The 23258-nt window shown below is 32.8% G+C and carries 23 protein-coding genes; 15 read left to right on the top strand and 8 right to left on the bottom strand.

Translation table 11 applies throughout. The features are described 5' to 3' along the window. Positions 1-156 precede the first annotated feature (156 nt). The 6 genes from CLU81_RS25755 (at position 157) to CLU81_RS25730 (ending at position 7971) form a co-directional block, all read left to right on the top strand. Positions 157-2133, top strand: coding sequence for a thiamine pyrophosphate-dependent enzyme (locus CLU81_RS25755; protein WP_099712451.1), 1977 nt, complete (start codon positions 157-159; stop codon positions 2131-2133). A 67-nt stretch (positions 2134-2200) separates the two neighbouring features. Further along, positions 2201-3943 (top strand): DUF885 domain-containing protein, encoded by a 1743-nt coding sequence (locus CLU81_RS25750; RefSeq protein WP_099712450.1) that lies wholly within the window; start codon positions 2201-2203, stop codon positions 3941-3943. Between the two features lie 351 nt (positions 3944-4294). Further along, a complete protein-coding gene (locus CLU81_RS25745) occupies positions 4295-5371 on the top strand; it encodes an aldehyde reductase (RefSeq protein ID WP_233209773.1) in 1077 nt (358 codons plus the stop codon). Between the two features lie 12 nt (positions 5372-5383). Further along, complete coding sequence (locus tag CLU81_RS25740) at positions 5384-6028, top strand: NAD-dependent epimerase/dehydratase family protein (RefSeq protein WP_099712449.1); 645 nt, start codon at positions 5384-5386, stop codon at positions 6026-6028. 6 nt (positions 6029-6034) lie between these two features. Then, on the top strand, positions 6035-7165 hold the full coding sequence (locus CLU81_RS25735; protein ID WP_099712448.1) for an MBL fold metallo-hydrolase: 1131 nt from the start codon (positions 6035-6037) through the stop codon (positions 7163-7165). Positions 7166-7179: 14 nt separating this feature from the next. Continuing rightward, a complete protein-coding gene (locus tag CLU81_RS25730; RefSeq protein WP_099712447.1) occupies positions 7180-7971 on the top strand; it encodes an AraC family transcriptional regulator in 792 nt (263 codons plus the stop codon). A gap of 191 nt (positions 7972-8162) precedes the next feature. On the opposite strand, the gene CLU81_RS25725 is transcribed toward CLU81_RS25730, so the two are convergent. The 4 genes from CLU81_RS25725 to CLU81_RS25710 all read right to left on the bottom strand — a co-directional run bounded on the left by CLU81_RS25725 (position 8163) and on the right by CLU81_RS25710 (position 10757). Then, positions 8163-9134: a zinc-binding alcohol dehydrogenase family protein gene (locus tag CLU81_RS25725; protein ID WP_099712446.1), complete on the bottom strand. Its 972-nt coding sequence runs from the start codon at positions 9132-9134 to the stop codon at positions 8163-8165. A gap of 153 nt (positions 9135-9287) precedes the next feature. Beyond that, on the bottom strand, positions 9288-9863 hold the full coding sequence (locus CLU81_RS25720; protein WP_099712445.1) for a Crp/Fnr family transcriptional regulator: 576 nt from the start codon (positions 9861-9863) through the stop codon (positions 9288-9290). Positions 9864-9884: 21 nt separating this feature from the next. Beyond that, on the bottom strand, positions 9885-10340 hold the full coding sequence (locus tag CLU81_RS25715; RefSeq protein WP_099712444.1) for a hypothetical protein: 456 nt from the start codon (positions 10338-10340) through the stop codon (positions 9885-9887). Between the two features lie 9 nt (positions 10341-10349). Continuing rightward, positions 10350-10757, bottom strand: a complete 408-nt coding sequence (locus CLU81_RS25710; protein WP_099712443.1) for a glyoxalase — start codon at positions 10755-10757, stop codon at positions 10350-10352. Positions 10758-10816: 59 nt separating this feature from the next. Here CLU81_RS25710 and CLU81_RS25705 point away from each other — a divergent pair, with 59 nt between their 5' ends. Then, a complete protein-coding gene (locus CLU81_RS25705) occupies positions 10817-11200 on the top strand; it encodes an acyl-CoA thioesterase (RefSeq protein ID WP_041516175.1) in 384 nt (127 codons plus the stop codon). A gap of 88 nt (positions 11201-11288) precedes the next feature. After that, positions 11289-11717 carry a hypothetical protein gene (locus tag CLU81_RS25700; RefSeq protein ID WP_099712442.1) on the top strand — a complete coding sequence of 143 codons (429 nt, stop codon included), beginning with the start codon at positions 11289-11291 and terminating at the stop codon, positions 11715-11717. 186 nt (positions 11718-11903) lie between these two features. On the opposite strand, the gene CLU81_RS25695 is transcribed toward CLU81_RS25700, so the two are convergent. Together CLU81_RS25695 and CLU81_RS25690 are read right to left on the bottom strand one after the other, a co-directional pair. After that, positions 11904-13160, bottom strand: coding sequence for a mechanosensitive ion channel family protein (locus CLU81_RS25695; protein ID WP_099712441.1), 1257 nt, complete (start codon positions 13158-13160; stop codon positions 11904-11906). Next, complete coding sequence (locus tag CLU81_RS25690; protein WP_099712440.1) at positions 13153-13440, bottom strand: DUF3817 domain-containing protein; 288 nt, start codon at positions 13438-13440, stop codon at positions 13153-13155. The genes CLU81_RS25695 and CLU81_RS25690 overlap by 8 nt, the downstream gene beginning before the upstream one ends. Positions 13441-13543: 103 nt before the next feature. On the opposite strand from CLU81_RS25690, the gene CLU81_RS25685 reads away from it, so the two are divergent. The 5 genes from CLU81_RS25685 to CLU81_RS25665 all read left to right on the top strand — a co-directional run bounded on the left by CLU81_RS25685 (position 13544) and on the right by CLU81_RS25665 (position 19269). Then, positions 13544-14074 (top strand): DUF6155 family protein, encoded by a 531-nt coding sequence (locus CLU81_RS25685; protein ID WP_099712439.1) that lies wholly within the window; start codon positions 13544-13546, stop codon positions 14072-14074. Positions 14075-14185: 111 nt separating this feature from the next. Continuing rightward, the gene (locus CLU81_RS25680; protein ID WP_099712438.1) at positions 14186-15727 is read left to right on the top strand and encodes a DEAD/DEAH box helicase; all 1542 of its coding nucleotides are present in this window, start codon (positions 14186-14188) and stop codon (positions 15725-15727) included. A 198-nt stretch (positions 15728-15925) separates the two neighbouring features. Beyond that, positions 15926-17260, top strand: coding sequence for a DEAD/DEAH box helicase (locus CLU81_RS25675; protein WP_099712437.1), 1335 nt, complete (start codon positions 15926-15928; stop codon positions 17258-17260). 84 nt (positions 17261-17344) lie between these two features. Further along, the gene (locus tag CLU81_RS25670; RefSeq protein WP_099712436.1) at positions 17345-17869 is read left to right on the top strand and encodes a GNAT family N-acetyltransferase; all 525 of its coding nucleotides are present in this window, start codon (positions 17345-17347) and stop codon (positions 17867-17869) included. A 122-nt stretch (positions 17870-17991) separates the two neighbouring features. Further along, entirely contained in the window at positions 17992-19269 is a 1278-nt protein-coding gene (locus tag CLU81_RS25665; protein WP_099712435.1) for an NAD(P)/FAD-dependent oxidoreductase, read from the top strand. Positions 19270-19477: 208 nt separating this feature from the next. On the opposite strand, the gene CLU81_RS25660 is transcribed toward CLU81_RS25665, so the two are convergent. Then, a complete protein-coding gene (locus CLU81_RS25660) occupies positions 19478-20707 on the bottom strand; it encodes a multidrug effflux MFS transporter (protein ID WP_099712434.1) in 1230 nt (409 codons plus the stop codon). Between the two features lie 150 nt (positions 20708-20857). Here CLU81_RS25660 and CLU81_RS25655 point away from each other — a divergent pair, with 150 nt between their 5' ends. After that, a complete protein-coding gene (locus CLU81_RS25655; protein ID WP_099712433.1) occupies positions 20858-21277 on the top strand; it encodes a hypothetical protein in 420 nt (139 codons plus the stop codon). Positions 21278-21381: 104 nt separating this feature from the next. Then, a complete protein-coding gene (locus CLU81_RS25650) occupies positions 21382-21765 on the top strand; it encodes a hypothetical protein (protein WP_099712432.1) in 384 nt (127 codons plus the stop codon). Positions 21766-21949: 184 nt separating this feature from the next. Here the strand turns inward: CLU81_RS25650 and CLU81_RS25645 are convergent, their stop codons facing one another. Further along, positions 21950-22510 (bottom strand): hypothetical protein, encoded by a 561-nt coding sequence (locus CLU81_RS25645; protein ID WP_099712431.1) that lies wholly within the window; start codon positions 22508-22510, stop codon positions 21950-21952. Positions 22511-23258 lie beyond the last annotated feature (748 nt).

Genomic DNA, 23258 nt, shown 5'->3' with positions numbered 1-23258 from the left:
TTAAAGATAAAAGGTCAATTAAGACCTTTCAATAACAAAGGTAGAGAATATTTTATATTTGAATTTTAAAAGTTAGAATAAAATTAAAAATATCTAACAAAAAGAAATAAAATTGTTATAATTTTCTATATTTGAAATACTTAAACAGCCGATCAAATGATTTTTTATAAACAGAACCTTACTGATACTCAATTATTAGACTTATATAAAAAAATTCTAAAACCTCGTTTGATCGAAGAAAAAATGCTAATTCTCATTCGGCAGGGAAAAGTCTCAAAATGGTTTTCCGGAATCGGGCAGGAGGCAATCGCTGTGGGAATTACCGCTGCATTAGAAGACCATGAATATGTCTTGCCAATGCACCGAAACTTAGGCGTTTTTACAACCCGAAACATTCCGTTGCATCGATTATTCTCGCAATGGCAAGGAAAAGCAAATGGTTTTACAAAAGGTAGAGATCGCAGTTTTCATTTTGGAACTCAGGAATACAATATTATCGGAATGATTTCGCATTTAGGTCCGCAATTAGGGATCGCAGACGGAATCGCTCTTGCCGATAAACTTCAGAATAATAAAAAAGTTACAGCCGTTTTTACCGGTGAAGGCGCTACAAGCGAAGGAGATTTTCACGAAGCATTAAATATTGCTGCCGTTTGGAAATTGCCTGTAATGTTTATCATCGAAAACAATGGTTACGGGCTTTCGACTCCAACAAACGAACAATATTCCTGCGAAAATCTCGCCGATAAAGGCATTGGTTACGGAATCGACAGTTATATAATTGACGGAAATAATATCCTTGAAGTCTATCACAAAATAACGCAGCTCAAAGAACATATGCAAAATGATCCGCATCCAGTTTTATTGGAATTTAAAACCTTTAGAATGCGCGGACATGAAGAGGCGAGTGGCACAAAATATGTTCCCGATGAATTATTAAGAAAATGGGCAACACAAGATCCTGTCGATAATTACAGAATGTTTTTACTGGAAGAAGGTATCTTAACCGAAGAATACGATGCAGCTTTACATGAAGAAATTAAACATGAAATCGAAGAAAATTGGGCTATTGCAAATGCCGAACCTGAAATTATTCCAACTTATAGCGAAGAATTAAACGATGTGTATGAACCTTTTCAATATGAAGAAGTTAATACAGATTCAGAATCTAAGAATATTCGGTTTATAGACGCTATCAGAAACAGTTTAGACCAATCTATGCAGCGCCACGAAAACCTGATTATTATGGGTCAGGATATTGCTGAATATGGTGGTGCTTTTAAAATCACGGAAGGTTTTGTTGAAACGTTTGGAAAAGAACGTGTACGTAATACTCCAATTTGCGAAAGCGCTGTAATATCTGCCGGAATGGGTTTATCAATCAACGGATATAAGGCAATTGTAGAAATGCAATTTGCCGATTTTGTTTCTACAGGATTTAATCCAATTGTAAATTTATTGGCAAAATCACATTATCGCTGGGGCGAAAAAGCCGATGTTGTCGTTCGAATGCCTTGTGGCGGTGGAACTCAGGCGGGGCCATTTCATTCACAGACAAATGAAGCCTGGTTTACCAAAACTCCGGGGTTAAAAGTCGTATATCCAGCGTTTCCATATGATGCGAAAGGATTACTAAACACTTCGATAAATGATCCAAATCCGGTTTTGTTTTTCGAACATAAACAATTATACAGAAGCGTTTATCAGGATGTTCCAACAGATTATTACACAATTCCGTTAGGAAAAGCAGCTTTATTGAAAGAAGGAAGTTCTATAACCATTATTGCTTTTGGCGCTCCGGTACATTGGGCATTAGAAACATTGGCAAAATATCCCGAAATTGAAGCTGATTTAATAGATTTAAGAACTTTACAGCCTTTAGATACTGAAACTATTTTTGCTTCGGTCAGAAAAACAGGAAAAGTCATTATTTACCAGGAAGACACTTTGTTTGGCGGAATTGCAAGCGATATTTCGGCACTAATTATGGAAGAATGTTTCGAATATCTTGACGCTCCGGTAAAAAGAGTTGCCAGTTTAGATTCGCCAATTCCATTTACTAAAGCGTTGGAAGATCAGTTTTTGCCAAAAGATCGTTTTGAGAATGTTTTGTTAGATTTATTAAAATATTAGACGCAAATAGTAAATAGTTTTGCATAAACAACATTTTTTTTATCTTTAAACAATAAAAAAATAATTTATGAAAAAACTTTTCGTTTCTTTTTTCGCAATGACTTTACTTTTTTCTTGTAATAAAAGTACTAAGTCTAATGAAGACAAAGCTTTAGATCAAAAATTTGACACTTATAAAGATGGATATGTAACCGCTTTATGGAAAATTAGTCCAAATTGGGCTTCAAGTGTTGGTTATCACAAACTAGATAGTGTTTTGATTGTACCAAATGACAATCAAAAAAAGATAGACCTTAATTTTGTCAATGCGCAATTAGATTCTTTAAAAAAGTTCAATATTGATGAATTATCGGATAATAACAAAACTGATTTTCATTTGATTAAAAATGAACTCGAAACTGTTATTTTCGATATTAATGAATTGAAATCAGGCGAATGGGATCCTTCCAGCTACAATGTTTGTGGTGCTTTTGCCGAAATTCTAAATGGTAGTTACGACACTCCAGAAATTCGTTTACGCGCTTTTAACGCAAAAATGAATAATATTCCAGCTTATTATGAAGCTGCCAAAAAGAATATCAAAAATCCAACTGTTGAACATACAGAACTTGCTATAAATCAAAATCTTGGAGGATCAACGGTATTTCAGGATGAACTAAAAACGGCATTAGATAAAAGTAAATTAACTGATACTGAGAAAAAAGAAATGCTTGCAAAAGCTCAAGTTTCTGTAAAAGCAATTACTGATTATGCAAATTGGTTAAAAAACCTACCAAATAAAACACCTCGTTCTTTTAGATTAGGAACAGCTTTATATGCTAAGAAATTTAACTATGATATTCAATCCGGATATTCTTCTGATGAAATTTTTAAAATTGCTGTAGATCACAAAAAAGATTTACATGATAAAATGTTCGTTCTGGCTGATAAACTTTGGACAAAATACAAAGGAAACGAAGCAAAACCTACTGATAAATTGGAGTTAATTCAGCAAGTAATCAACAAAATCTCGTTACAGCATACAACTCCTGAGAAATTTCAATCTGAGATTGAGAAACAAATTCCGGAATTGGCGGCTTATGTAAAAGCTAAAGATTTATTGTACATCGATCCGTCAAAACCTCTTGTGGTGCGCAAAGAACCGGCCTATATGGCTGGAGTTGCCGGCGCTTCAATTTCTTCGCCCGGACCTTACGACAAAAACGCAAACACCTATTACAATGTAGGAAGTATGTCTGGCTGGACTCCGGAAAATGCTGAAAGTTATTTACGAGAATACAACAATTATATCCTTCAGATACTTAATATTCACGAAGCAATTCCTGGACATTACGCGCAATTGGTTTACAGCAATCAATCGCCAAGTATTATAAAATCTATCTTAGGAAATGGCGCTATGATTGAAGGTTGGGCAGTTTATGCTGAGAAAATGATGCTTGAAAGTGGTTATAAAAATTCTGATGAAATGTGGTTGATGTACTATAAATGGAATTTAAGAGCAACTTGCAATACGATTCTTGACATAAGCGTTCACACAAAAAATATGTCTAAAGAAGATGCATTGAAATTATTGACCAAAGAAGCTTTTCAGCAACAAGCCGAAGCCGATGGAAAATGGAAACGCGTCACTTTATCTCAAGTGCAATTATGTTCTTACTTTACAGGATATACCGAAATTTACAACCTGAGAGAAGAACTTAAAAAAGAAGAAGGAGATAAATTTAATCTGAAAAAATTTCATGAAAAATTCCTGAGTTTTGGAAGTGCTCCAGTAAAATACATGAAAGAGTTAATGCTTTCTAAAGAATAAATTCAAAAAGAGACTGTCCCAAAAAGGGCAGTCTTTTTTTTTACATTTTTTTGTCATTTCGAAGAACGAGACCCGAGCGATAGCGAACGAACAAAGTAAATCTCCGCAAGTAACTCTGTAACGAAAATCTAATCATTGTGGAGCTTCTCGTGAAGATTTCTCCTCCGTCGAAATGACAAAAATGCGAGCAAAATCCGTGTAAATCTGCGTTTTCGCGATAGCGAATCAGTTTCATCCGTGTGCCATAAAAGCACAGTTACATTATAGAATTGAATTATTAGACATTCTTTTTTTGAACTTCTGAACAAAACAAGTTTGGACTTTTAAACAAAGTTTACAATTGATTTTATAATGAAATTTGCATTATTAATTCGTATTAAAATGACAAATTCAAATAAAGATAAAACAGTTCTGGTTACAGGCGGCTCAGGTTTCGTGGGCATACATTGTATTTTGCAATTGCTCGAACAAGGTTATACTGTAAAAACAACACTTCGTTCTATGAACAGACAAGAAGAAGTGAAGGATATGCTGCGATTTGGCGGTATTTCTTCCTTCGAAAATTTATCTTTTATAGAAGCAAACCTTTCAAAAGACGATAATTGGAATGAAGCCGTAAAAAATTGTGATTACGTTTTGCACGTTGCAACACCAATCTCGCTGGAAGTTCCAAAAGACGAAAATGATGTGATTTTACCCGCTGTTGAAGGAACTTTAAGAGTTTTGAAAGCAGCAAAAGAAGCCGGCGTAAAAAGAGTTGTATTAACTTCATCATTTGCTGCCGTTGGCTACAGCCACAATGATCCCAAAACCTTAATTACCGAAGAATCCTGGACAGACCCAACTGACAAAACGCTTTCGGCGTATTTAAAATCAAAAACTCTGGCAGAAAAAGCAGCCTGGAATTATATCGCAAACGAAGGAAAAGGGTTAGAACTTTCTGTAATTAATCCAATGGGGATTTTTGGACCATCTTTAGGACCGGATATTTCGAGTGGTTTTGAAGTTTTAAAACAAATGCTTGACGGAACAATGAAAGCGATTCCTAAAGTTTCTTTTGGGATTGTAGACGTTCGCGATGTCGCCGATTTACATTTGCGCGCTATGATAAATCCCGCTGCAAACGGTGAACGCTTTCTGGCATTTGCAGGAGAAATAATCTCATTGCCTGAAATCGCTCAGCTTTTAAAGAATAAACTAGGAAATAAAGCCAGCAAGGTTTCTACAACAATTTTACCCAATTGGGCCGTTCGTATTATTGCTTTATTTAATGATAAAGCCAAAAATATTGTCCCTCAATTGAACAGAATAAAAAATGCAAGTAATCTTAAAGCAAAAACAACTTTGAACTGGAAACCCAGAACCAGCGAGGAAGCATTATTGGCTTCTGCCGAAAGTTTATTTCAATTTGGAGGAGTAAAAATTTAATTTAAAAAAGATATGAAAGTTATTATAACTGGTGCAACAGGAATGGTTGGTGAAGGCGTTTTGTTTGAATGCCTTGAAAACGACGCAGTAAAAAAAGTTTTAATGGTAAACAGAAAACCATCGCCTGTAAAACACCCAAAATTGACGGAGTTAATTGTTCCAAATTTCATGGATTTAAGCGTTTTTGAAGCCCAACTTACAGGTTATGACGCTTGTTTTTATTGTGCCGGAATAAGTTCTGTTGGTATGGACGAAGCAAAATTTACACAAATAACTTATGATACAACAATAAGTTTTGCGAGTAAACTAGCGTCTTTAAACCCAAATATGGTTTTTACTTACGTTTCCGGAAGTCATACGGACAGTTCAGAAAAAGGCAGAGTAATGTGGGCGAGAGTAAAAGGAAAAACCGAAAATGATTTACTGAAATTGCCTTTTAAAAAAGCCTACAATTTTAGACCAGGTTTTATGAAACCATTCAAAGGACAAAAAAATGTAAAGGCCTTTTTTAAACCGCTGATTTTCTTGTTTCCGATTTTACTTCCCACAAAATCATTAACCTTAAAACAAGTGGGACAAGCAATGATAAACTGCGTAGTTCGTGGATATTCGAAAAATATACTCGAAATCGATGATATAAAAATCGCCGCAAAATAACTCTAAATGAAAAAATCCATACAAAGATTTAAGAAAATTATGATCACTTTTTTTATTATTATATTTCTCCTTGCAACGATTACATATTTGTACTTGCAACTGTCACAATTTGGCGAAAACCCATCAGGAAAACGACTTGTCGAAATCGAAAAATCGGCTCATTTTAAAAATGACAGATTTAATAATTTAGTCGAAAGACCAACCTTATCAGAAGGATATACAATGTTGGGAGAAATGTATAGTGTCGTTTTTAAAGAATACCCAAGAAGAGAACCGAAAGATTCTTTGCCATCTGTAAGAACAGATTTAAAAAACATTCCGCTTAATTCAAACGCACTGGTTTGGTTTGGACATTCGTCGGTTTTTATGCAGCTTGAAGGCAAAAAAATCCTGATTGATCCCGTTTTTAGCGGCAAAGCATCGCCATTGCCTTGGGGAGTAAGCGCCTACAAAGGAAGCGATATTTATACCGTTGCCGATATGCCTGAAATTGATTATTTATTCATTTCTCACGATCATTATGATCATTTAGATTATGAAACTATTATTGGCTTGAAAGACAAAGTAAAACACGTTGTTTGCGGACTTGGAGTAGGAGCACATTTTGAACGTTGGAGTTATAAACCGGAGCAAATAATCGAGAAAGACTGGAATAAAAAAATCGAATTAGATCATAACTTTACTATTTTTACAGAATCATCTCATCATGAATCGGGTAGGGGATTTGTGCGCGGTAAAACCTTGTGGATGTCTTATTTAATCCAAACTCCAAGCTTAAAAATTTACATTAGCGGAGACGGAGGTTTTGATGACCGATTTAAAAAAATTGGTGAGAAATTTGGACCAATTGATTGGGCGATTTTAGAATGTGGTCAATATGATAAAGCATGGCAATCTGTTCATAATTTACCCGAAGAAGTTGCACAAGCAGCCGTTGATTTAGGTGCAAAGAATATGATTCCGGTGCATAATTCAAAATTTACTTTAGGAAAACATGCTTGGGACGAACCTTTGAAAAAAATTACGCAATTGTCTCTAAATAAACCGTATCGATTAGTTACACCAATGATTGGTCAGGAAGTAGATTTGAACAATAATCAGCAACCATTTAAGCGTTGGTGGGAAAATGTCAATTAATTTAATTGGGAATAATGAAAATTACAGAAATAAAATCATGTTATATCGGACCTGAGATTTCGCCTGAGCAATTTATCGCAGAGCATTTCTTTTTGTATCTCGCAAAAGGCACTGTTCATGGTTACGACGGCAATAAAAATTATACCCTAAAATCAGGAGATTATTGCATTGTGCGTAAAAACTATCTCGCCAGATATAACAAAGAAAAAGAGAATGAAGAGTTCGAAAAAGTAGTTATAATTCTCGATGAACAATTTCTAAAAAAGATCAAAGACAGACATCAAATATCAGTTTCAAGTTCTAAACCAACTGAAGCTTTTTTAACATTCGAAAAAAATGATTTAATTCCGAATTTCATTCAGTCCTTGTCGCCTTATTATAATCAAACAGGCGATATCGATGATACATTTTCGGATATAAAAAGAGAAGAATTAGTTTTTATTCTGCTAAAGTTAAAACCTGAACTGGCAACGATTTTCTTTGATTTTAATGTTCCTGAGAAAATTAATCTGGAGAAATTCATGCTCCACAATTACAAATTCAATGTGAGTCTGGAACGTTTTGCGTATTTAACCGGCAGAAGTTTATCTTCTTTTAAAAGGGATTTTGTTAAAATATTCAATACAACACCAAGTCATTGGCTAACACAAAAACGATTGGAAGAAGCTTATTTTCTAATTGAGAAAAAAGACAAAAAGCCTTCTGATATTTATCTTGATCTAGGTTTTGAAGATTTATCTCATTTTTCGTTTGCCTTTAAAAAGTTATTTGGTTTTGCGCCAAAAAAACTAATGGAACAGAAGTAGTAAAATTAACCGCAATCTTGTCATTTCGAGGAACGAGAAATCACACTAGAAACTCCGTATAGAAAGTCGCCAATCTTTATCGAGTTTCGCGTGTGATTTCTCCTCCGTCGAAATGACAAAGATTGGACTGATTCTAATACTCGTAAATCTTTGTCAAAGTTTAAAACTTTGACAAAGATCTTATCTGAAACCTAAATAATAACCACCAATCGTTGACCATCAAGAGCTTCTTTTGCCCACATTTCTTCGATATCAGCTATTTTAACTTCTTGAATATTGACTTTTAGTTTGTTTTGAGCTGCCAAAAGAAACATTTCGGGAAGTATTTCTGAGAATAGTAATTTCACTTCGGCTTTAGACCAACTTCCTAAACCGGAACCAGATAATTGCAAATCTACGCTTCTCAAAATACCTGCTGATAACTGAATCGAATCGCCCGCCATTCCGCCAATATTCACGTATCTTACTTTGTTTGTGAAGGAACCATTTCCTTTTAAAGCACTAAGAATCAATTCTGCAGGATGTCCCCACAAATAATCCAGAATAATATCGATTGGAGTAGTGGAGTGAATTTCTTTAAGTTGTTTGATAAATTCTTCGTCATTTTGCTTAAGCGAAATAATCTCGTCAGCACCTAATTCTAATAGACTTTGAAGAGTTTTTTCGTTTCTTCCGGTTACGATTATTCTCTTTGCGCCGTAATGTCTGGCAAGCTGAATCGCCATTTGTCCTGTAAAACCAGTTGCGCCATTAATTAAAACAGTTTCACCTTCTTTTATTCCGGCTCTAAATTTTAACGCCATTGCAGATCCTGCAACCGCATTGGGCAATGAAGCCGCAACTCCATCACTAATTCCGTCAGGTAATGGTACTAAAATGTTCTTATCGATAATTGCTTTTTCGGCAATTGTACCGCTAATTCCTCGAGCATAAACTCTCGTTCCGTTTTCGAGTAAACCAACGCCGTCACTTCCAATTACAAAACCATTTTGATTGTGATTTTCTGACGAATAATGTTTACCGCTGGCTTTTCCTTTATCGAGATTTGTAATCGCTACGGCTTTTACTGAAATTAAAACCTGATTTTCGTTTTGCGGAATCGGTTCTGCAAAATCTGCATATTTTGGCATTTCGCCTTTTGTATAAACTACTGCTGCTTTCATAATTATTAAATTTTATGATGCAAAGTTCGGTAGACATTTATGGGCAGACGATAACATTTGTTATCAAATGAAATTATAAACCATTTAAGTTATATAAGTCCATTTAAGCTTGACTTATAATTTCTTATATAACTTATATGGTTTAAAATCTCGTTATTTTTTGTGCACTAATTTGCTTTTTATTCGGCTTAAATGAACTGTGGTAATTCCTAAATAAGAAGCAATATAATGTTGTGGAACTCGTTGAATGATTTGAGGTCTTTCTTCAATTAAGTTAAGATAACGCTGAGTAGGAGAGTTCTTTATAAAAGAAACAAAATATTTCATATAATCAAATGTACGCTGAAAAAGCATATCTATAAAACGATCTCTCAACGCTGGGATTTCTTTGATTTCTTCGAGGATTTTATCTAAATCATTTTTAGAAATCCACCAAACTATCGAGGTTTCTATAGTTTCAACAACCACAGGACTTGGCAATTTTTTCATGAAACTTTCTATAGAAGCCACACTTTGATTTTCGAAAAAAAACTGAGTTGTCAAATCTTTTCCGTTATTATTAAACCAAACTCTGATACAGCCTTTTTCGATAATAAAAAGCCTTTTTGAGATTTCTCCTTCTTCTAAAAGAACTGTTTTAGCAGGAACTTCAAGACGCTTGAAATAGTTGGTGTATTCGATCCATTTTTCATCTGTTAATGGAAATTTATTTCGGAATTGGCTGAACATTAATTTATCTATTTGAGGTTTTTAATCTATTGAAAAACCCGTTTTAATTGATAGTATATGAAAGATGATTTGATCTAGAAAATCTAAATTTTCATCATTTACAGTTAATAAAAACTTAGTCGAAAAACCCACGATCTTTTGTTTTACCTGAGCTATTTTTCTTCCTTCAAAAAAGTAATTAAAATTATTATTTATAGAAATGAAATATGCCGATTTAATATACAAACGCTTATCATTATCGAAAATTATAGCTTCGTTATTAATTTTACATATAAGCTTAGTCATAAATTTGTTTTGATGGAAAATCTCACAGAAAAAAGGATCGTTTTTTAATTCTAAAGCTAACACATCATAAGGATTATATATCTTTATAATTTTATTGAACCAATTAAATTTTACTGTTGAATAAAATAAAAGTTCACCTTTTTTATAAACAAATAAACTCTGATTTTGCTTTTCGATTATTTCTATTTCCATCCAGAATCTCTAATTCGAATTAGACTCTAATTCAAACAATTGAACCTGACTTTTTAATCGTTCAATTAATAAATTCATCATTCTTTTGTTTAAGCTTGACGAGTTTTGAATATAAGTTTCATATTCTTCAATGGTAAAAAGTGCCATGACAATTCCTTTAAGAGAATTTCTGAACTTAATGTCTTTTTGAATAGAATTTTCGATAACCTGAAGTTTTTTCTCAACTGTATAAGAATAGAAATCGGCCTTGTTTTTATTTACATAATTTATAAAAACCGCAATAAACAAATCATTTTGAAGTTTTAAAATTGGTCTAATCGTCTGATTTTGAAACAACTCATCTGGTGAAGATTGAGCGCTTACAGTTCCTAAAGTTTCGCCTCTGAATTCTCTTAAAAAAGCATCTCTATCTTCCATGTTTTTTCTTTAAATTTAGAAAAAATTCCAATACAAAAATTTTTATTTAAACTAAAATTATGCGATTTCATACCAGAAAATGGGTTAAACCCGAAGATTTAAATCCAAACGGAACTTTATTTGGCGGAAAATTATTGGCCTGGATCGACGAAGAACTGGCATTGTACACGATAATTCAGTTAGAAAACACCAGAGTTGTAACTAAATACATGTCTGAAATTAATTTTAAGAGTTCGGCCAGACAAGGTGATATTGTCGAAATTGGAATTGATGTTGTGAAATTCGGAAATACTTCTTTGGTTTTAACTTGTGCCGTTCGAAATATGATGACTCGCGAAATCATTATTACAATCGATCAAACGACAATGGTAAATCTTGACGAAAACGGAAAACCAAAAGCGCATGGAAAAACCCAAATCGAATTCGTAAAAGATCGTTTATAATTTATTCACCATATAAGTTATTTAAGTTAATTTAAGCTAAACTTATAATTCCTTACATAACTTAAATGGTTAAAAATCCTTCTCAAAAATGACTAAAAAAATTATACTGGTTTCTTTGTCGATTATGTTTCTGGTTTCCTGCAATAATAAGGAAGATAAAAGTCAGTATAATCAGGTTATGTACCGTGCTGTACATAATAAAGATACCGCAATTTTAAGCCTGAATATAAACGACAAACGCTTTTACGGTCGTTATGAAATCTCGTATTATAAAATCGGTAAAGATTCCGGAGATGTTAGGGGAGATATAAAAGGCGATACGCTACGAGGTGATTTTCATTATATCTCAAACGGAGGAAGCTGGAAAAGGATTCCGCTGGCAATCTTGAAAAAAGAAAACAAACTTTTTATGGGAAAAGGAGTAATTGGAACTTATTTTAATCTTCCGCTTTTTATGCCGGATCAGCCTATAGAATATAATAAAGCTGAGTTTGTTTTTGAAGAAGTTAAAAAATAGTTTCAGGTTTTCTTTGTTTCAGGTTTCAGGTTGTTTTGCTTTGAGCATAATTTAACCGCAAAGTTCGCAAAGTTTTACGCTATGAACGCAAAGTATTGCCTTGCGATCTTTGCGAAAAAACTTTGCGAACTTTGCGGTTAAGAACATTTTTCAAACTTGAAACAAAGAAAACCTGAAACAAAATTCCTAATCTAAATGCCCAATTTTCGATGGTAATTCGAAGATTTCGAGGTCAAAATATTCTACAGAAGCCATAACGTGGTCAAAAATATCGGCCATTATATATTCGTAGTTTGCCCAGCGTTTATCACTTGAAAAAGCATAAATTTCTAACGGAACTCCGTGTGCAGTCGATTGTAACTGACGACACATCATATGCATTTCTTTATTTAAACCAGGATGTGTGATTAAATATTGAATAATATATTTTCTAAATAATCCCAGATTAGTCATATTTCGGCCATTAAGCGCCAAAGTTTTGTCTACGCCACGAATATCGTTGTATTTTACAATTTCGGATTGTCTTGTTTCGATGTAATTGCTTAGAAGTTGTACTTTTTTCATTTGTTCCAAATCTTCATCCGTTAAGAAACGAATACTGCTGCTTTTAATCAAAACGTGTCTTTTAATACGTCTTCCGGCAGATTTTTGCATTCCACGCCAGTTCTGGAACGAGTCTGAACTTAAAGCATAAGTTGGAATTGTAGTAATCGTGTTGTCGAAATTTCGAACTTTAACCGTTGTAAGATTAATTTCAATTACGTCACCATCAGCACCAAATTTATCCATCGTAATCCAGTCACCAATACGAACCATATCGTTTATGGCCACCTGAACACTGGATACAAATCCTAGAATAGTATCTCTGAATATCAAGATAATAATTGCCGAAAGTGTCCCTAAAATCGTCAACAATTCGCCTTGTTTGATTCCGAATAAAGTCGAAATAATCATGGCAACACCAAAAATCCAAAGTACAATCATAATAACCTGAACGAAACTATCGATCGGTTTATCGCTGTATTCCGGTTTTTGTTTTAGATAATCGCGTAAGGCATTAAAAATCGTTCTAATAATCCATAAACTGATTAAAACGATATAAATACCTACGATTTTTCCAAAAAGCGTTTCCCAATATTCATATTTGTCCAAAATAATTGGAACGGCTTTATAAATAAAGAAAAACGGAATTAAATACGCGGTGTATTTTGTGGTTTTATTGTGAATTAAATAATCGTCAAATTTTGTTTTGGTCTTTTGTGCAAAAATTGCCGTTAAGGTTACCAAAACAAATTTTGCCATATAATAAATGGCATAAGCCAAAACGATCATTATAGCAATATTAAAGACAAGGCTGACATAAGACGCAAAATTGCGGCTCATTCCCCAGTCTCTAAAAAGAGGGTATAAAAAGTTGAATATTTTATTCAAAAGATTAGGCATTATTTTCTAAATATTTTTTCTCGATATAAAAAGTTCCAAAAGGAATAAGAGAAGCTATTTGAATAATTGCGAAAGTTTTTAAATCCCAGTTTTGTGGCTTTCTAAGTAAAAATGCCAACAAAACATATCCTATAAATAGAACGCCGTGCGTCATTCCTAACGGACGTAATAAGGTATGGTAAAGTTCAGGATTGTTGGTTTTAATGAAAAGCATATTGGTAAATAACACTAAATAAGAGATTCCCTCTAAAATTGCAGTAACTTTGAAAATCTTGAGCATGTATATATATTTTGAGTTTATTGAAGCAAAATTAAGTATTATGGTTGGTTTTTGCGACATGAATCAGGAAAGTAATTTACTTTTGTAATCTTAAACTTTGATAATGAGTAAACGCGATTTAAAAAAATATTTGAACGAATTGAGCAAAGAACAACTCGAAGAACAAATAATTCAGTTGTATGAAAAGTTTAGTCCTGTAAAAGTCTATTATGATTTTGTTTTCAATCCAAAAGAAGACAAATTGCTGCAGGAATGCAAAGTCAAAATCTCGCAGGAATATTTTCCAATTAAAAAGCCCAATTCAAAACGACGTCCGAAAGCCAAAATGCGTCGTTCTGTAGCTCAGAAATACATAAAACATTTCATTTTATTGGGTGTTGATCCTTTTGTAATTGCTGATATTATGCTTTACAACATCGAAATTGCTCAAACTTATTCGTCGCAAAATTTTATAAAGCAGGAATTATTTTACAAGAGTATATTTAACTCATTTGAACAAGCCGTAAATTTTTCGATTTCAAACGGAATTTTATCTGATTTCAGAGAAAGAATTATTGCAATCGAAAAAGAAACTATTCAACAAAAATGGAAAAATAAGTACGATTTTGAAGCAATCTTAGACAAAATCGACTAAAAAAAGTACTTCTCATAAAAAATCTTATTTAAAAAAAACATTTATTTTAAGTTAAAATAAGATGAATAACTGTTTTTTCGGTGTATTTTTGCAAAAATCCAAAAATAAACAATGTCTCAAAACACTTTAGAAATAGAAAGAGAAGAGAAAAAAGAACTTTATGCATACCAAAAAGGCGATATTGACGCCATTTTTGAACGTTTAGACAATGCTCCTTCGAAACATCATTTATTATACCAATTGCCTACAGGTGGCGGAAAAACAGTGATTTTTTCCGAAATCGTGCGTCGTTATTTAGCTAATAATGATAAAAAAGTGGTTGTTTTAACACACCGTATCGAGCTTTGTAAACAAACCTCAAAAATGTTAAAAGGTTTTGGCGTTTCTAATAAAATTATCAATAGTAAAGTAAAAGAATTACCGGATCAAAACGACTTTTCTTGTTTTGTGGCGATGGTAGAAACTTTGAAAAACCGTATCAACGACGAGAAATTACATCTTGACAACATTGGTTTGGTTATTATTGATGAGGCACATTACAATTCATTCAGAAAATTATTAAACTCATTCAAAAACGCTTTTATTCTTGGAGTAACAGCAACACCTTTGAGTTCGAATATAAAATTACCAATGCACCAGAGTTACGATGAACTTATTGTGGGAGACACCATTAGTTCATTGATTGACAAAGGTTTCCTTGCTCGTGCTACAACTTATAGTTATGATGTGGGATTGACATCTCTAAAAGTTGGTATCAATGGAGATTACACCGTAAAATCATCAGATGATTTATATACGAATACCATCATGCAGGAAAAACTTTTGCATGCGTATACAGAACGTTCATTAGGTAAGAAAACGTTGATTTTCAACAACGGTATTCATACTTCATTATATGTATATGAGACGTTTAGAGAAGCCGGTTACGACATTAGACACCTTGACAATACAAGTAGTTCTGAAGAACGTAAAGACATCTTACAATGGTTTAAAAAGACTCCGGATGCAATTTTGACTTCGGTAGGAATCTTAACAACTGGTTTTGATGAACCTACAGTTGAAACAATTATCCTGAACAGAGCAACAAAATCATTAACTTTATACTACCAAATGATTGGTCGTGGATCTCGTAAATTACCTGGTAAAGATGAGTTTACGGTGATCGATTTAGGAAATAATGCAGCACGTTTTGGTCTGTGGAGCGAGCCTGTAAATTGGCAGCACATTTTTAAATCACCTGAGTTTTATTTGGAGAACTTACGTGATGATACCGAAATTGAGTTGTATTTTAAATACAGCATGCCGCCTGAATTAAGAGCAAAATTCAGCAAAACTGCAGATGTAACTTTTGATGTTGATGAAGAACACAAATTAATCATCAAACAAAATTTACGTTCTAAAGTTGTATTAGACAAATCATTAGAACAACACGCAGCAATGTGTGTCGACAATACAGAAACATTACAAGAAGCAAAATCATTAGGAAAAGAGCTTGATGACGATATCGAATGCCGTATCAAACGTTATGCAAAATGTTTGAGTCAATGTAGTAAAAACTACCGCGAATGGCTGGTTGACGATTACAAACTAAAACTAGTTTTGTTAATTGGTAAAAAGTATCGTGAAAAAATCATGAACGAACCGGACGAATAGAAAGTTGTTTTAGGTTTAAGGTTTCAAGTTTTTTTTGGAATCTAGACAAAATTATATTCTTATAAAGGAGAAATAGCATTTTAGAGTAATTTATTCTATTGCGATTTCTCCTTTGCAAATTACTAGAAACTCATTTTTAAGTTTTCGAAGCAACCTGAAACTTGAAACAAATAAAAACAAAATAAACAAAAATAAAAGATGTCTAAACAATTCTCATCATTAGGAATTTCAGCACCAATTTTAAAAGCTTTAAGCGAATTGAATATTGTTGAACCAACAGAAATTCAGCAAAAAACAATTCCGTTACTTTTATCTGAAAGTCATGATGTTGTAGGTTTAGCCAAAACCGGAACCGGTAAAACTGCCGCTTTCGGATTGCCATTATTGCAATTAATCAATACAAAATCTTCTGTTGTTCAAGCCGTTATTTTGGTTCCAACCAGAGAACTTGGACAGCAAATATTCAGAAATTTAGAGGATTTTGGAAAACATATTCCAAATATCTCTATAGCTTCAACTTGTGGTGGAATCCCCATTAAGCCACAAATTGAACGCCTTACACAACCAACACATATTGTTGTTGCAACTCCGGGACGTTTGATCGATTTGATTCAGCGTAAAGCAATTGACTTAAAACAAGCTGAATATTTAGTTTTAGACGAAGCAGATGAAATGGTTTCAATTCTAAAGGAAAGCTTGGACGAAATCGTAGCCGAACTTCCTAAAAAACACCGCACTTTATTGTTCTCTGCAACTTTACCGGGAATAATTAAACAATTGATTCAGAATTACTTAAACAAAAATGTAGTTCAGGTTAGCGCAAACATGGAAACTGTTGGTAACCAAGGAATTGATCACGAATATATTGTTGTTGATCCAATCGAAAAATTGGATGTTTTAATGTATTTTTTAAATTCAAAAGATGGCGAACGCGGAATCATTTTCTGTAAAACTAAAGCTGCAGTAAATAAACTGGCTAAAAACTTAGCCATAAACCGTTTTTCTTCAGGCGCGCTTCACGGTAGTTTATCACAAGGAATTAGAGACAGAATAATGGAGCAATTCCGTGAAGGACACATTAATATTTTGGTTGCTACAGATTTAGCTGCGAGAGGAATCGACGTAAAAGAAATTTCATATGTTGTAAATTATCATTTACCGGATACTTATGAAACTTACGTTCACAGAAGCGGAAGAACTGCGAGAGCAGGAGCAAAAGGACTTTCTTTAACGGTTTTGCAAGAGGAAGAAGTGGTTGAAATTCCGGAATTTGAAAAAGAATTAGGGATAAAATTTACTAAATTCCAAAAACCTTCAGTTGTAAGTTTAGAAGAAAACAATACGCTTTTATGGGCGAAACAAATCTTTAAAACGAAGCCAAATCACGATATTTCAGCAGATTTAAAAACAAAGGTAAAAACAGTTTTTCACCATCTTACAAAGGATGAATTAATTGAAAAATTGATGGCAAATTACGTTTTACAAAACAAAGTTGAAGTAACTGAAAAACCTGTTAAAAAATTCAAAAAGTAACATTCTGAATTATTACTTTTCATAGTTTCTGTTGTATTTTTATAGGGTATTCTAAACCTTAAAAAAAACAACAGGAAGTTACCTATGGAAACTATTGAAATAAAAAGAATAACAATACAGGAGATTGATCAATTGAAAGAAATTGGCCGAAAAACTTTTCAGGAAACATTTTCAGAATCAAATGATGAAGAAAATATGAAAAAGTATCTTGACGAAAAGTTCTCCAGCGACAAATTAACCGAAGAACTTAAAAATACCAATTCTGAATTTTATTTTGCAACACTTGAGAATAATGTTATTGGTTATTTAAAAGTAAATTTTGGCGAATCTCAAACCGAATTGCAAGATGCCAAGGCTTTGGAAATAGAGAGAATCTACGTTTCGAAAGAATTTCATGGTAAAAAAGTCGGACAAATACTTTACGAAAAAGCGATACAAATAGCCAAAACCAAGAATGTTGACTATGTTTGGTTAGGTGTCTGGGAAGAAAATCATCGAGCTTTAAGTTTTTATAAAAAGAATGATTTTGTCGAATTTGATAAACACATTTTTAAACTTGGAAACGATGAACAGACTGATATTATGATGAAACTCAAACTTATAAATTAATTTTTTAAGAATCAAAAGAAAACCTTAAATGGATTTTTTATTTGAAATTATAATGTTAAATTTATAGAACTGCAAAAGCAAAAATAGTTTCACTCATAAATCCTACTTAATAAGCAATATATATGAAAATAGTCATTATAGGAGGTGGTTTTGCAGGGATCAATCTCGCAAAAGAGCTTGTAAACCATCCTCAAATACAAGTAACACTTGTAGACAAAAACAATTATAACTTTTTTCCGCCACTAATATATCAGGTTGCAACCGCATTTTTAGAACCGTCAAGCATTAGTTATCCTTTTAGAAAATTCTTTGCAGGCAAAAAAAACCTGCAATTTCGCTTAGGCGAATTACTTTCTGCAGTTCCTGCCGAGAATAAAATAATCCTCAGCAATGGTGAATTAACATACGATTACTTAGTTTTTGCTACCGGAGCTGAAACAAGCTATTTTGGCATGGAAAACGTAATGAAAAACGCTATTCCGATGAAAACCTTAAATGATGCCATCGAAATGCGTAATGCGTTGCTAAAAAACCTTGAAAAAGCAGCTATTACCAAAGATATGCGTAAACGCCGTAAACTATTGACGATCGTAGTTGCGGGAGGCGGACCAACAGGAGTAGAGGTTTCAGGAATGTTTGCCGAAATGCGAAAAAACATTCTATTAAAAGAATATCCTGAATTAGAAACTTCTGCCAGTAATGTTTATTTGGTCGATGGGGGAGACGCACTACTCTCGCCTATGAGCGAAGCTTCTCAAAAAGACACTTTAGAAGCACTTACAAAACTTGGCGTTGTAGTTAAATTGCATACCAGAGTAACTGATTATGTTGATGATACTGTATTTTTTGAAAACGGAGAAACTATTAAAACCAAAAATTTAATTTGGGCAGCCGGAGTTTCTGCTAAACTTTTTGACGGAATCCCTAAAGAAAGTTATGGTCGTGGAAGACGTATGGCAACAGATCAGTACAATAAAGTAAATGGTTTCGAAAATATTTATGCAATTGGCGATACTGCAATTTTAGCCGGAGATAAAAATTTCCCAGACGGACATCCGCAAGTGGCTCAGGTTGCAATTCAACAAGGATTAAATTTAGCCAAAAACTTTAAAGCTTTAGTTCAAAATAAACCACTTAAACCTTTTGCTTACAATGACAAAGGTTCGATGGCAATTATTGGAAAAAATAAAGCCGTGGTTGATTTACCAAGTCTAAAATGGCATTTCAAAGGATTTTTTGCGTGGATCATTTGGCTTTTTATTCATTTAATTTCCTTGATTACCTATAGAAACAGATTAAATACTTTCTGGAACTGGATGGTTGCTTATTTCGCCAGAGATCAATCTCTGAGAATGATTATCAGACCAGAAAAAAGATCCTTAGAAGATAAAGAAATTTAAACTCCAATTGTATAACGAATATTAAATAAAAAAAAGCCTGAATCATTGTAGATTCAGGCTTTTTTTATGCTCATTTTTGTCATTTCGAGGAACCAGAAATCACACAAGAAACTACATTCCTAAAGTTGTCAATCTTTGTCCAATTCCGTGTGTGCTTTCTCGTTCCTCGAAATGACAAGATTGCGTGAAAATTTGAAATTTACTTTATCTAATGTCCAACCACAACATCATCATTTTCAGAAATTTCGACTTTTTGTTTGATAAAACGTTTACCAATATTTAGAACAATAAAAGCTATAATTGTAGTTGTAGTCATGATTAAAACCATTGGTACAACAGAGTTTTTCACAAAAATTCCAACTGCAAAAGAAGCTAAAGCACCCAAACCTAATTGAATAGCACCCATTAAAGCTGAAGCGCTTCCGGCATTTTTAGCAAAAGGAGCCATTGTTAGTCCGGCAGTATTTGGATTTGAAATTCCTAAACAACCAAGGAATAAAAACAACATTGCGCTAGTTTGGTATAATCCCAACAAATTGTTTAATGCTAATAGTAAAAACACAATACCAATAACAGATTGCAAAATTAATGCGCCAAAAATCATTTGTTCACTTGAAAATCTTTTTAATAAAATTGAATTCAACTGGCTTGAACCTATGAAACTCACAGACATGAAGGCAAAAATCCATCCGTATATCTTAGCATCAACATGGTAAATGTCCATAAAAATGATCGGAGAGGCCGCTACATATGTAAATAAGCCTGAAAAAGCTATTGCGCCGGTAAATGCATACGTATAAAACTGAGGCTCTTTGAGTACTTTTAAGAAATTTGTAATAATTGGTTTCGGTTTTAAAGATATTGAAGTATCTGGTTTATAGGAATTTGGCAAACCAATTTGTGAAGCAATCAAAATCACGATTCCCATGCACATTAAAATAAAAAATACGGTATGCCAGCCATAATCTTCGGTCACATATCCGCCAATTGTTGGCGCTAACATTGGTGAAAGGCCAAGAACAAGCATTAATAGCGAGAATACTTTTGGAATGTCTTTTACAGGAAATAAATCACGGACCATTGCTACAGAAGCTACTGTTGCAGCACAACTACCAACTGCCTGAATGAAACGCAAAAATATAAAAGTATCAATATCGGCAACATAAACACAACCTAATGAAGCCAGAATATAAACCATCAAACCGATAAACAATGGCTTTTTACGTCCGAAACGATCTAATAAAGGACCATAAAGTAATTGTCCAGCCGAAATTCCGATAAAATAACTGGATAAAGTCATAGAAACTTTTGCGACAGTTGTATTTAAATCCTTGGCAATACCCGAGAAACCAGGTAAATACATATCAATTGAAAAAGGACCAAGAGCGGTTAAAGAACCTAAAATAAGTATTAATTGAATGTATTTTTTTGTTGTCATTTTCTTAAAAAAGTGCTTTTAATTTTTTACAAAGGTAAAGATTTCATATCTTGTAGTATAATTAAAACATTTTTTAATAAAAGTTTGATTCCATTACGCATTAGTTAGATTGCAAAAAATCGTTTAAACACTAATCTTAAATTTAAAATTATGAAAAATTACATTTTACTATTCACACTTATTTTTACAACAATTTCATTCGCACAAACAATCGTATCTAAAAAAGAAGATGCAAATCCGGAGCAGTATGCGTTACTGCAAAAAGTTAATCAATATTATCCCGATATTACTTTAAACAAAACGGTTACAAACTTTTATGCCGATGGTAATATCATTGATACACACCAGGAATTTGATTTAGCAACTTCAAAATTTTCAACTTACAAAATTGGACTTGAGCCGGATAATAAAAAATTATTATTCGAATATTCGTCTGATGAAACCGGAAAAGTTTTTGGTGATGTTACTATTTTTAAAGGAAATGCTTTAAGAACAACTTTTTCAGAAAAAAACAATGAAATAAACGTTTCTTTAAATGGTAAATCAGTTTACACAAAAAAATTAAAATAAAACAATAAATGTTACAGTTATAATATAGAAAAAGCATACGCCACAACAGCGTGTGCTTTTTTTGATTTATATTTGACGCAATATATTATTAGAAAATTTATTTAATGAAAAAGTTTATTTTATTATTGGTATTAATTTCATTTACAGCGTATTCTCAAAATCGTTTTACAGGAACCTGGAGCACTGAAAATTGCAAGGATTGCAGCAAGAAATATATTTTGAAATTAAATATAGCACAATCTGTGAGTCAAATATATGGAACCGCTGAAATTGTGAGCGACGACAAAGAGCTTAATTCAGGAATTATGGAAATTACGGGATATGTTTATGTTTTAGGTGACAGAGCTCAGATTAAGATTAAAAGCAAAGATGGTGGTTTATCTGCAAGCGCAGTTCTTGTTGCAAATGATGGCGCAATGCAATTCAATAAAAGAGGCGGATCTGATTTAATCCCAAAAGAAACGATTCTGACTAAGTTATACGATTAACAAGCGCTTCTAAAAGCGTATACATTTTGAACTATAATTTATAGTATGAATTGCAGTACGTCCAAGAAGATGTTAACAACTTTATTAACAACACATTTAGCCCCTTGTTTTAGACGAAACCAAAAAATCAAAAAATATAAGAACATAAAAAAAGCCCCGTTTTATTGGGGCTTATTTATTTGATTTATCTATGTCTTACCTTAGAAAAGTAAGGATCGTTAGTACCATCAGGCAGGGCGGTTGTGAGATTATATAAAAAATTCAATTCATCGCTGTACATTTCTAAAACATCTACACTAATTCTTTTACCACGTGGAGAATTTGGAGCATCTAAAGACATCTCAGAATTTGGAGGAACATTATTAAAAGTTAACTCCTCTGTTTTATAACATGTACCATCATCAATAATATAACAAACATCAACATAAACTACATCAAGCTTATAAGGAGTATCGTTTTTACAAATGATTTTTAAATTCTCAACACCTCCTAAATCAAAATAGTTATAATCATTAGTTGAAATCTTAATGTAATCTTTCCAAGAATTTCTAATCTGTTTATTTCTTACAGTTAAATCATGTAGATATCTTTGATTAGCATCATCCTGCATAACAGAATCCACCTTTTTATTAATACTTAATTGTTCCTCAAAATCATGATGTGAATCTATAAACGATAAGGAAACAAGAATAATAAGAACCGTTACCAATCCGATCAAAATTTTTATTAAAGTAGTTTTTTTCATAAGCGTGGTTTGTGAGGTTAAATTTACTAAAGATTTCCAAATATAATGCCAATAATTTTAATTTCACTTTGTCAATTGCTATAAAAGAATAAATAATTATACCTAATTTAAAAAAGAAAGGAGGGGAAAATATAAATAAGCAACCAATTAACTGCGTATTAATTCAATAAAACAAGGGGTTCACAAGTGCTCTATTAAAGGAAATTTAATCAATTTTGAGGGTAACAAAACATTTACTATATTTACACCATGAGAAAAACCTCTAACTCAATCGAGCAGAGGTAACCCTTTTCATAAATATGCCTATGCTTACAGTAATAAGCGTTCAAGACTTCGTGTCTGCCGTTCCGGCGATTGTTTCAGCCTATATGGCAATTATTTCTACAATTGACCTTGTAGTAAGAATAAGAAACAAAAAATAAATGTTATTAATCAAGCGCAAAAATGTACGTCCAATACATTTGCTTTTAAAACTCCTAGTCGATAAGGCTAGGTTTTTTATTTTTCATTAATTACACTACAAAAGTAACTATTCTTTTTCAATAATCAAACATTAGTTTGAAAAAAGTAAACATTAGTTTGAAAAAAACAAACATTAATTTAAAAAAAACAACATTAATTTGAAAAACTCATCACTTATTGATGACAATACCATATAAATTCCAAAACAAAATAATTTTTAAAAAGCCCTTGTAAATTAATACAAAGGCTTATCAATTACGAACTCGTCAGAATATTGTCTTGAAAT

Origin of the sequence: Flavobacterium sp. 9, assembly GCF_002754195.1 — a bacterium.
In the GTDB taxonomy this organism is placed as follows: domain Bacteria; phylum Bacteroidota; class Bacteroidia; order Flavobacteriales; family Flavobacteriaceae; genus Flavobacterium.
This window is presented reverse-complemented; position numbering and strand designations above follow the sequence as displayed.

Excerpts from the sequence above, each read along its gene's own strand:
- CLU81_RS25755 (WP_099712451.1), top strand. The coding sequence starts at position 157 with ATGATTTTTTATAAACAGAACCTTACTGATACTCAATTATTAGACTTA.
- CLU81_RS25750 (WP_099712450.1), top strand. The coding sequence starts at position 2,201 with ATGAAAAAACTTTTCGTTTCTTTTTTCGCAATGACTTTACTTTTTTCT.
- CLU81_RS25745 (WP_233209773.1), top strand. The coding sequence starts at position 4,295 with ATGAAATTTGCATTATTAATTCGTATTAAAATGACAAATTCAAATAAA.
- CLU81_RS25740 (WP_099712449.1), top strand. The coding sequence starts at position 5,384 with ATGAAAGTTATTATAACTGGTGCAACAGGAATGGTTGGTGAAGGCGTT.
- CLU81_RS25735 (WP_099712448.1), top strand. The coding sequence starts at position 6,035 with ATGAAAAAATCCATACAAAGATTTAAGAAAATTATGATCACTTTTTTT.
- CLU81_RS25730 (WP_099712447.1), top strand. The coding sequence starts at position 7,180 with ATGAAAATTACAGAAATAAAATCATGTTATATCGGACCTGAGATTTCG.
- CLU81_RS25725 (WP_099712446.1), bottom strand. The coding sequence starts at position 9,134 with ATGAAAGCAGCAGTAGTTTATACAAAAGGCGAAATGCCAAAATATGCA.
- CLU81_RS25720 (WP_099712445.1), bottom strand. The coding sequence starts at position 9,863 with ATGTTCAGCCAATTCCGAAATAAATTTCCATTAACAGATGAAAAATGG.
- CLU81_RS25715 (WP_099712444.1), bottom strand. The coding sequence starts at position 10,340 with ATGGAAATAGAAATAATCGAAAAGCAAAATCAGAGTTTATTTGTTTAT.
- CLU81_RS25710 (WP_099712443.1), bottom strand. The coding sequence starts at position 10,757 with ATGGAAGATAGAGATGCTTTTTTAAGAGAATTCAGAGGCGAAACTTTA.
- CLU81_RS25705 (WP_041516175.1), top strand. The coding sequence starts at position 10,817 with ATGCGATTTCATACCAGAAAATGGGTTAAACCCGAAGATTTAAATCCA.
- CLU81_RS25700 (WP_099712442.1), top strand. The coding sequence starts at position 11,289 with ATGACTAAAAAAATTATACTGGTTTCTTTGTCGATTATGTTTCTGGTT.
- CLU81_RS25695 (WP_099712441.1), bottom strand. The coding sequence starts at position 13,160 with ATGCCTAATCTTTTGAATAAAATATTCAACTTTTTATACCCTCTTTTT.
- CLU81_RS25690 (WP_099712440.1), bottom strand. The coding sequence starts at position 13,440 with ATGCTCAAGATTTTCAAAGTTACTGCAATTTTAGAGGGAATCTCTTAT.
- CLU81_RS25685 (WP_099712439.1), top strand. The coding sequence starts at position 13,544 with ATGAGTAAACGCGATTTAAAAAAATATTTGAACGAATTGAGCAAAGAA.
- CLU81_RS25680 (WP_099712438.1), top strand. The coding sequence starts at position 14,186 with ATGTCTCAAAACACTTTAGAAATAGAAAGAGAAGAGAAAAAAGAACTT.
- CLU81_RS25675 (WP_099712437.1), top strand. The coding sequence starts at position 15,926 with ATGTCTAAACAATTCTCATCATTAGGAATTTCAGCACCAATTTTAAAA.
- CLU81_RS25670 (WP_099712436.1), top strand. The coding sequence starts at position 17,345 with ATGGAAACTATTGAAATAAAAAGAATAACAATACAGGAGATTGATCAA.
- CLU81_RS25665 (WP_099712435.1), top strand. The coding sequence starts at position 17,992 with ATGAAAATAGTCATTATAGGAGGTGGTTTTGCAGGGATCAATCTCGCA.
- CLU81_RS25660 (WP_099712434.1), bottom strand. The coding sequence starts at position 20,707 with ATGACAACAAAAAAATACATTCAATTAATACTTATTTTAGGTTCTTTA.
- CLU81_RS25655 (WP_099712433.1), top strand. The coding sequence starts at position 20,858 with ATGAAAAATTACATTTTACTATTCACACTTATTTTTACAACAATTTCA.
- CLU81_RS25650 (WP_099712432.1), top strand. The coding sequence starts at position 21,382 with ATGAAAAAGTTTATTTTATTATTGGTATTAATTTCATTTACAGCGTAT.
- CLU81_RS25645 (WP_099712431.1), bottom strand. The coding sequence starts at position 22,510 with ATGAAAAAAACTACTTTAATAAAAATTTTGATCGGATTGGTAACGGTT.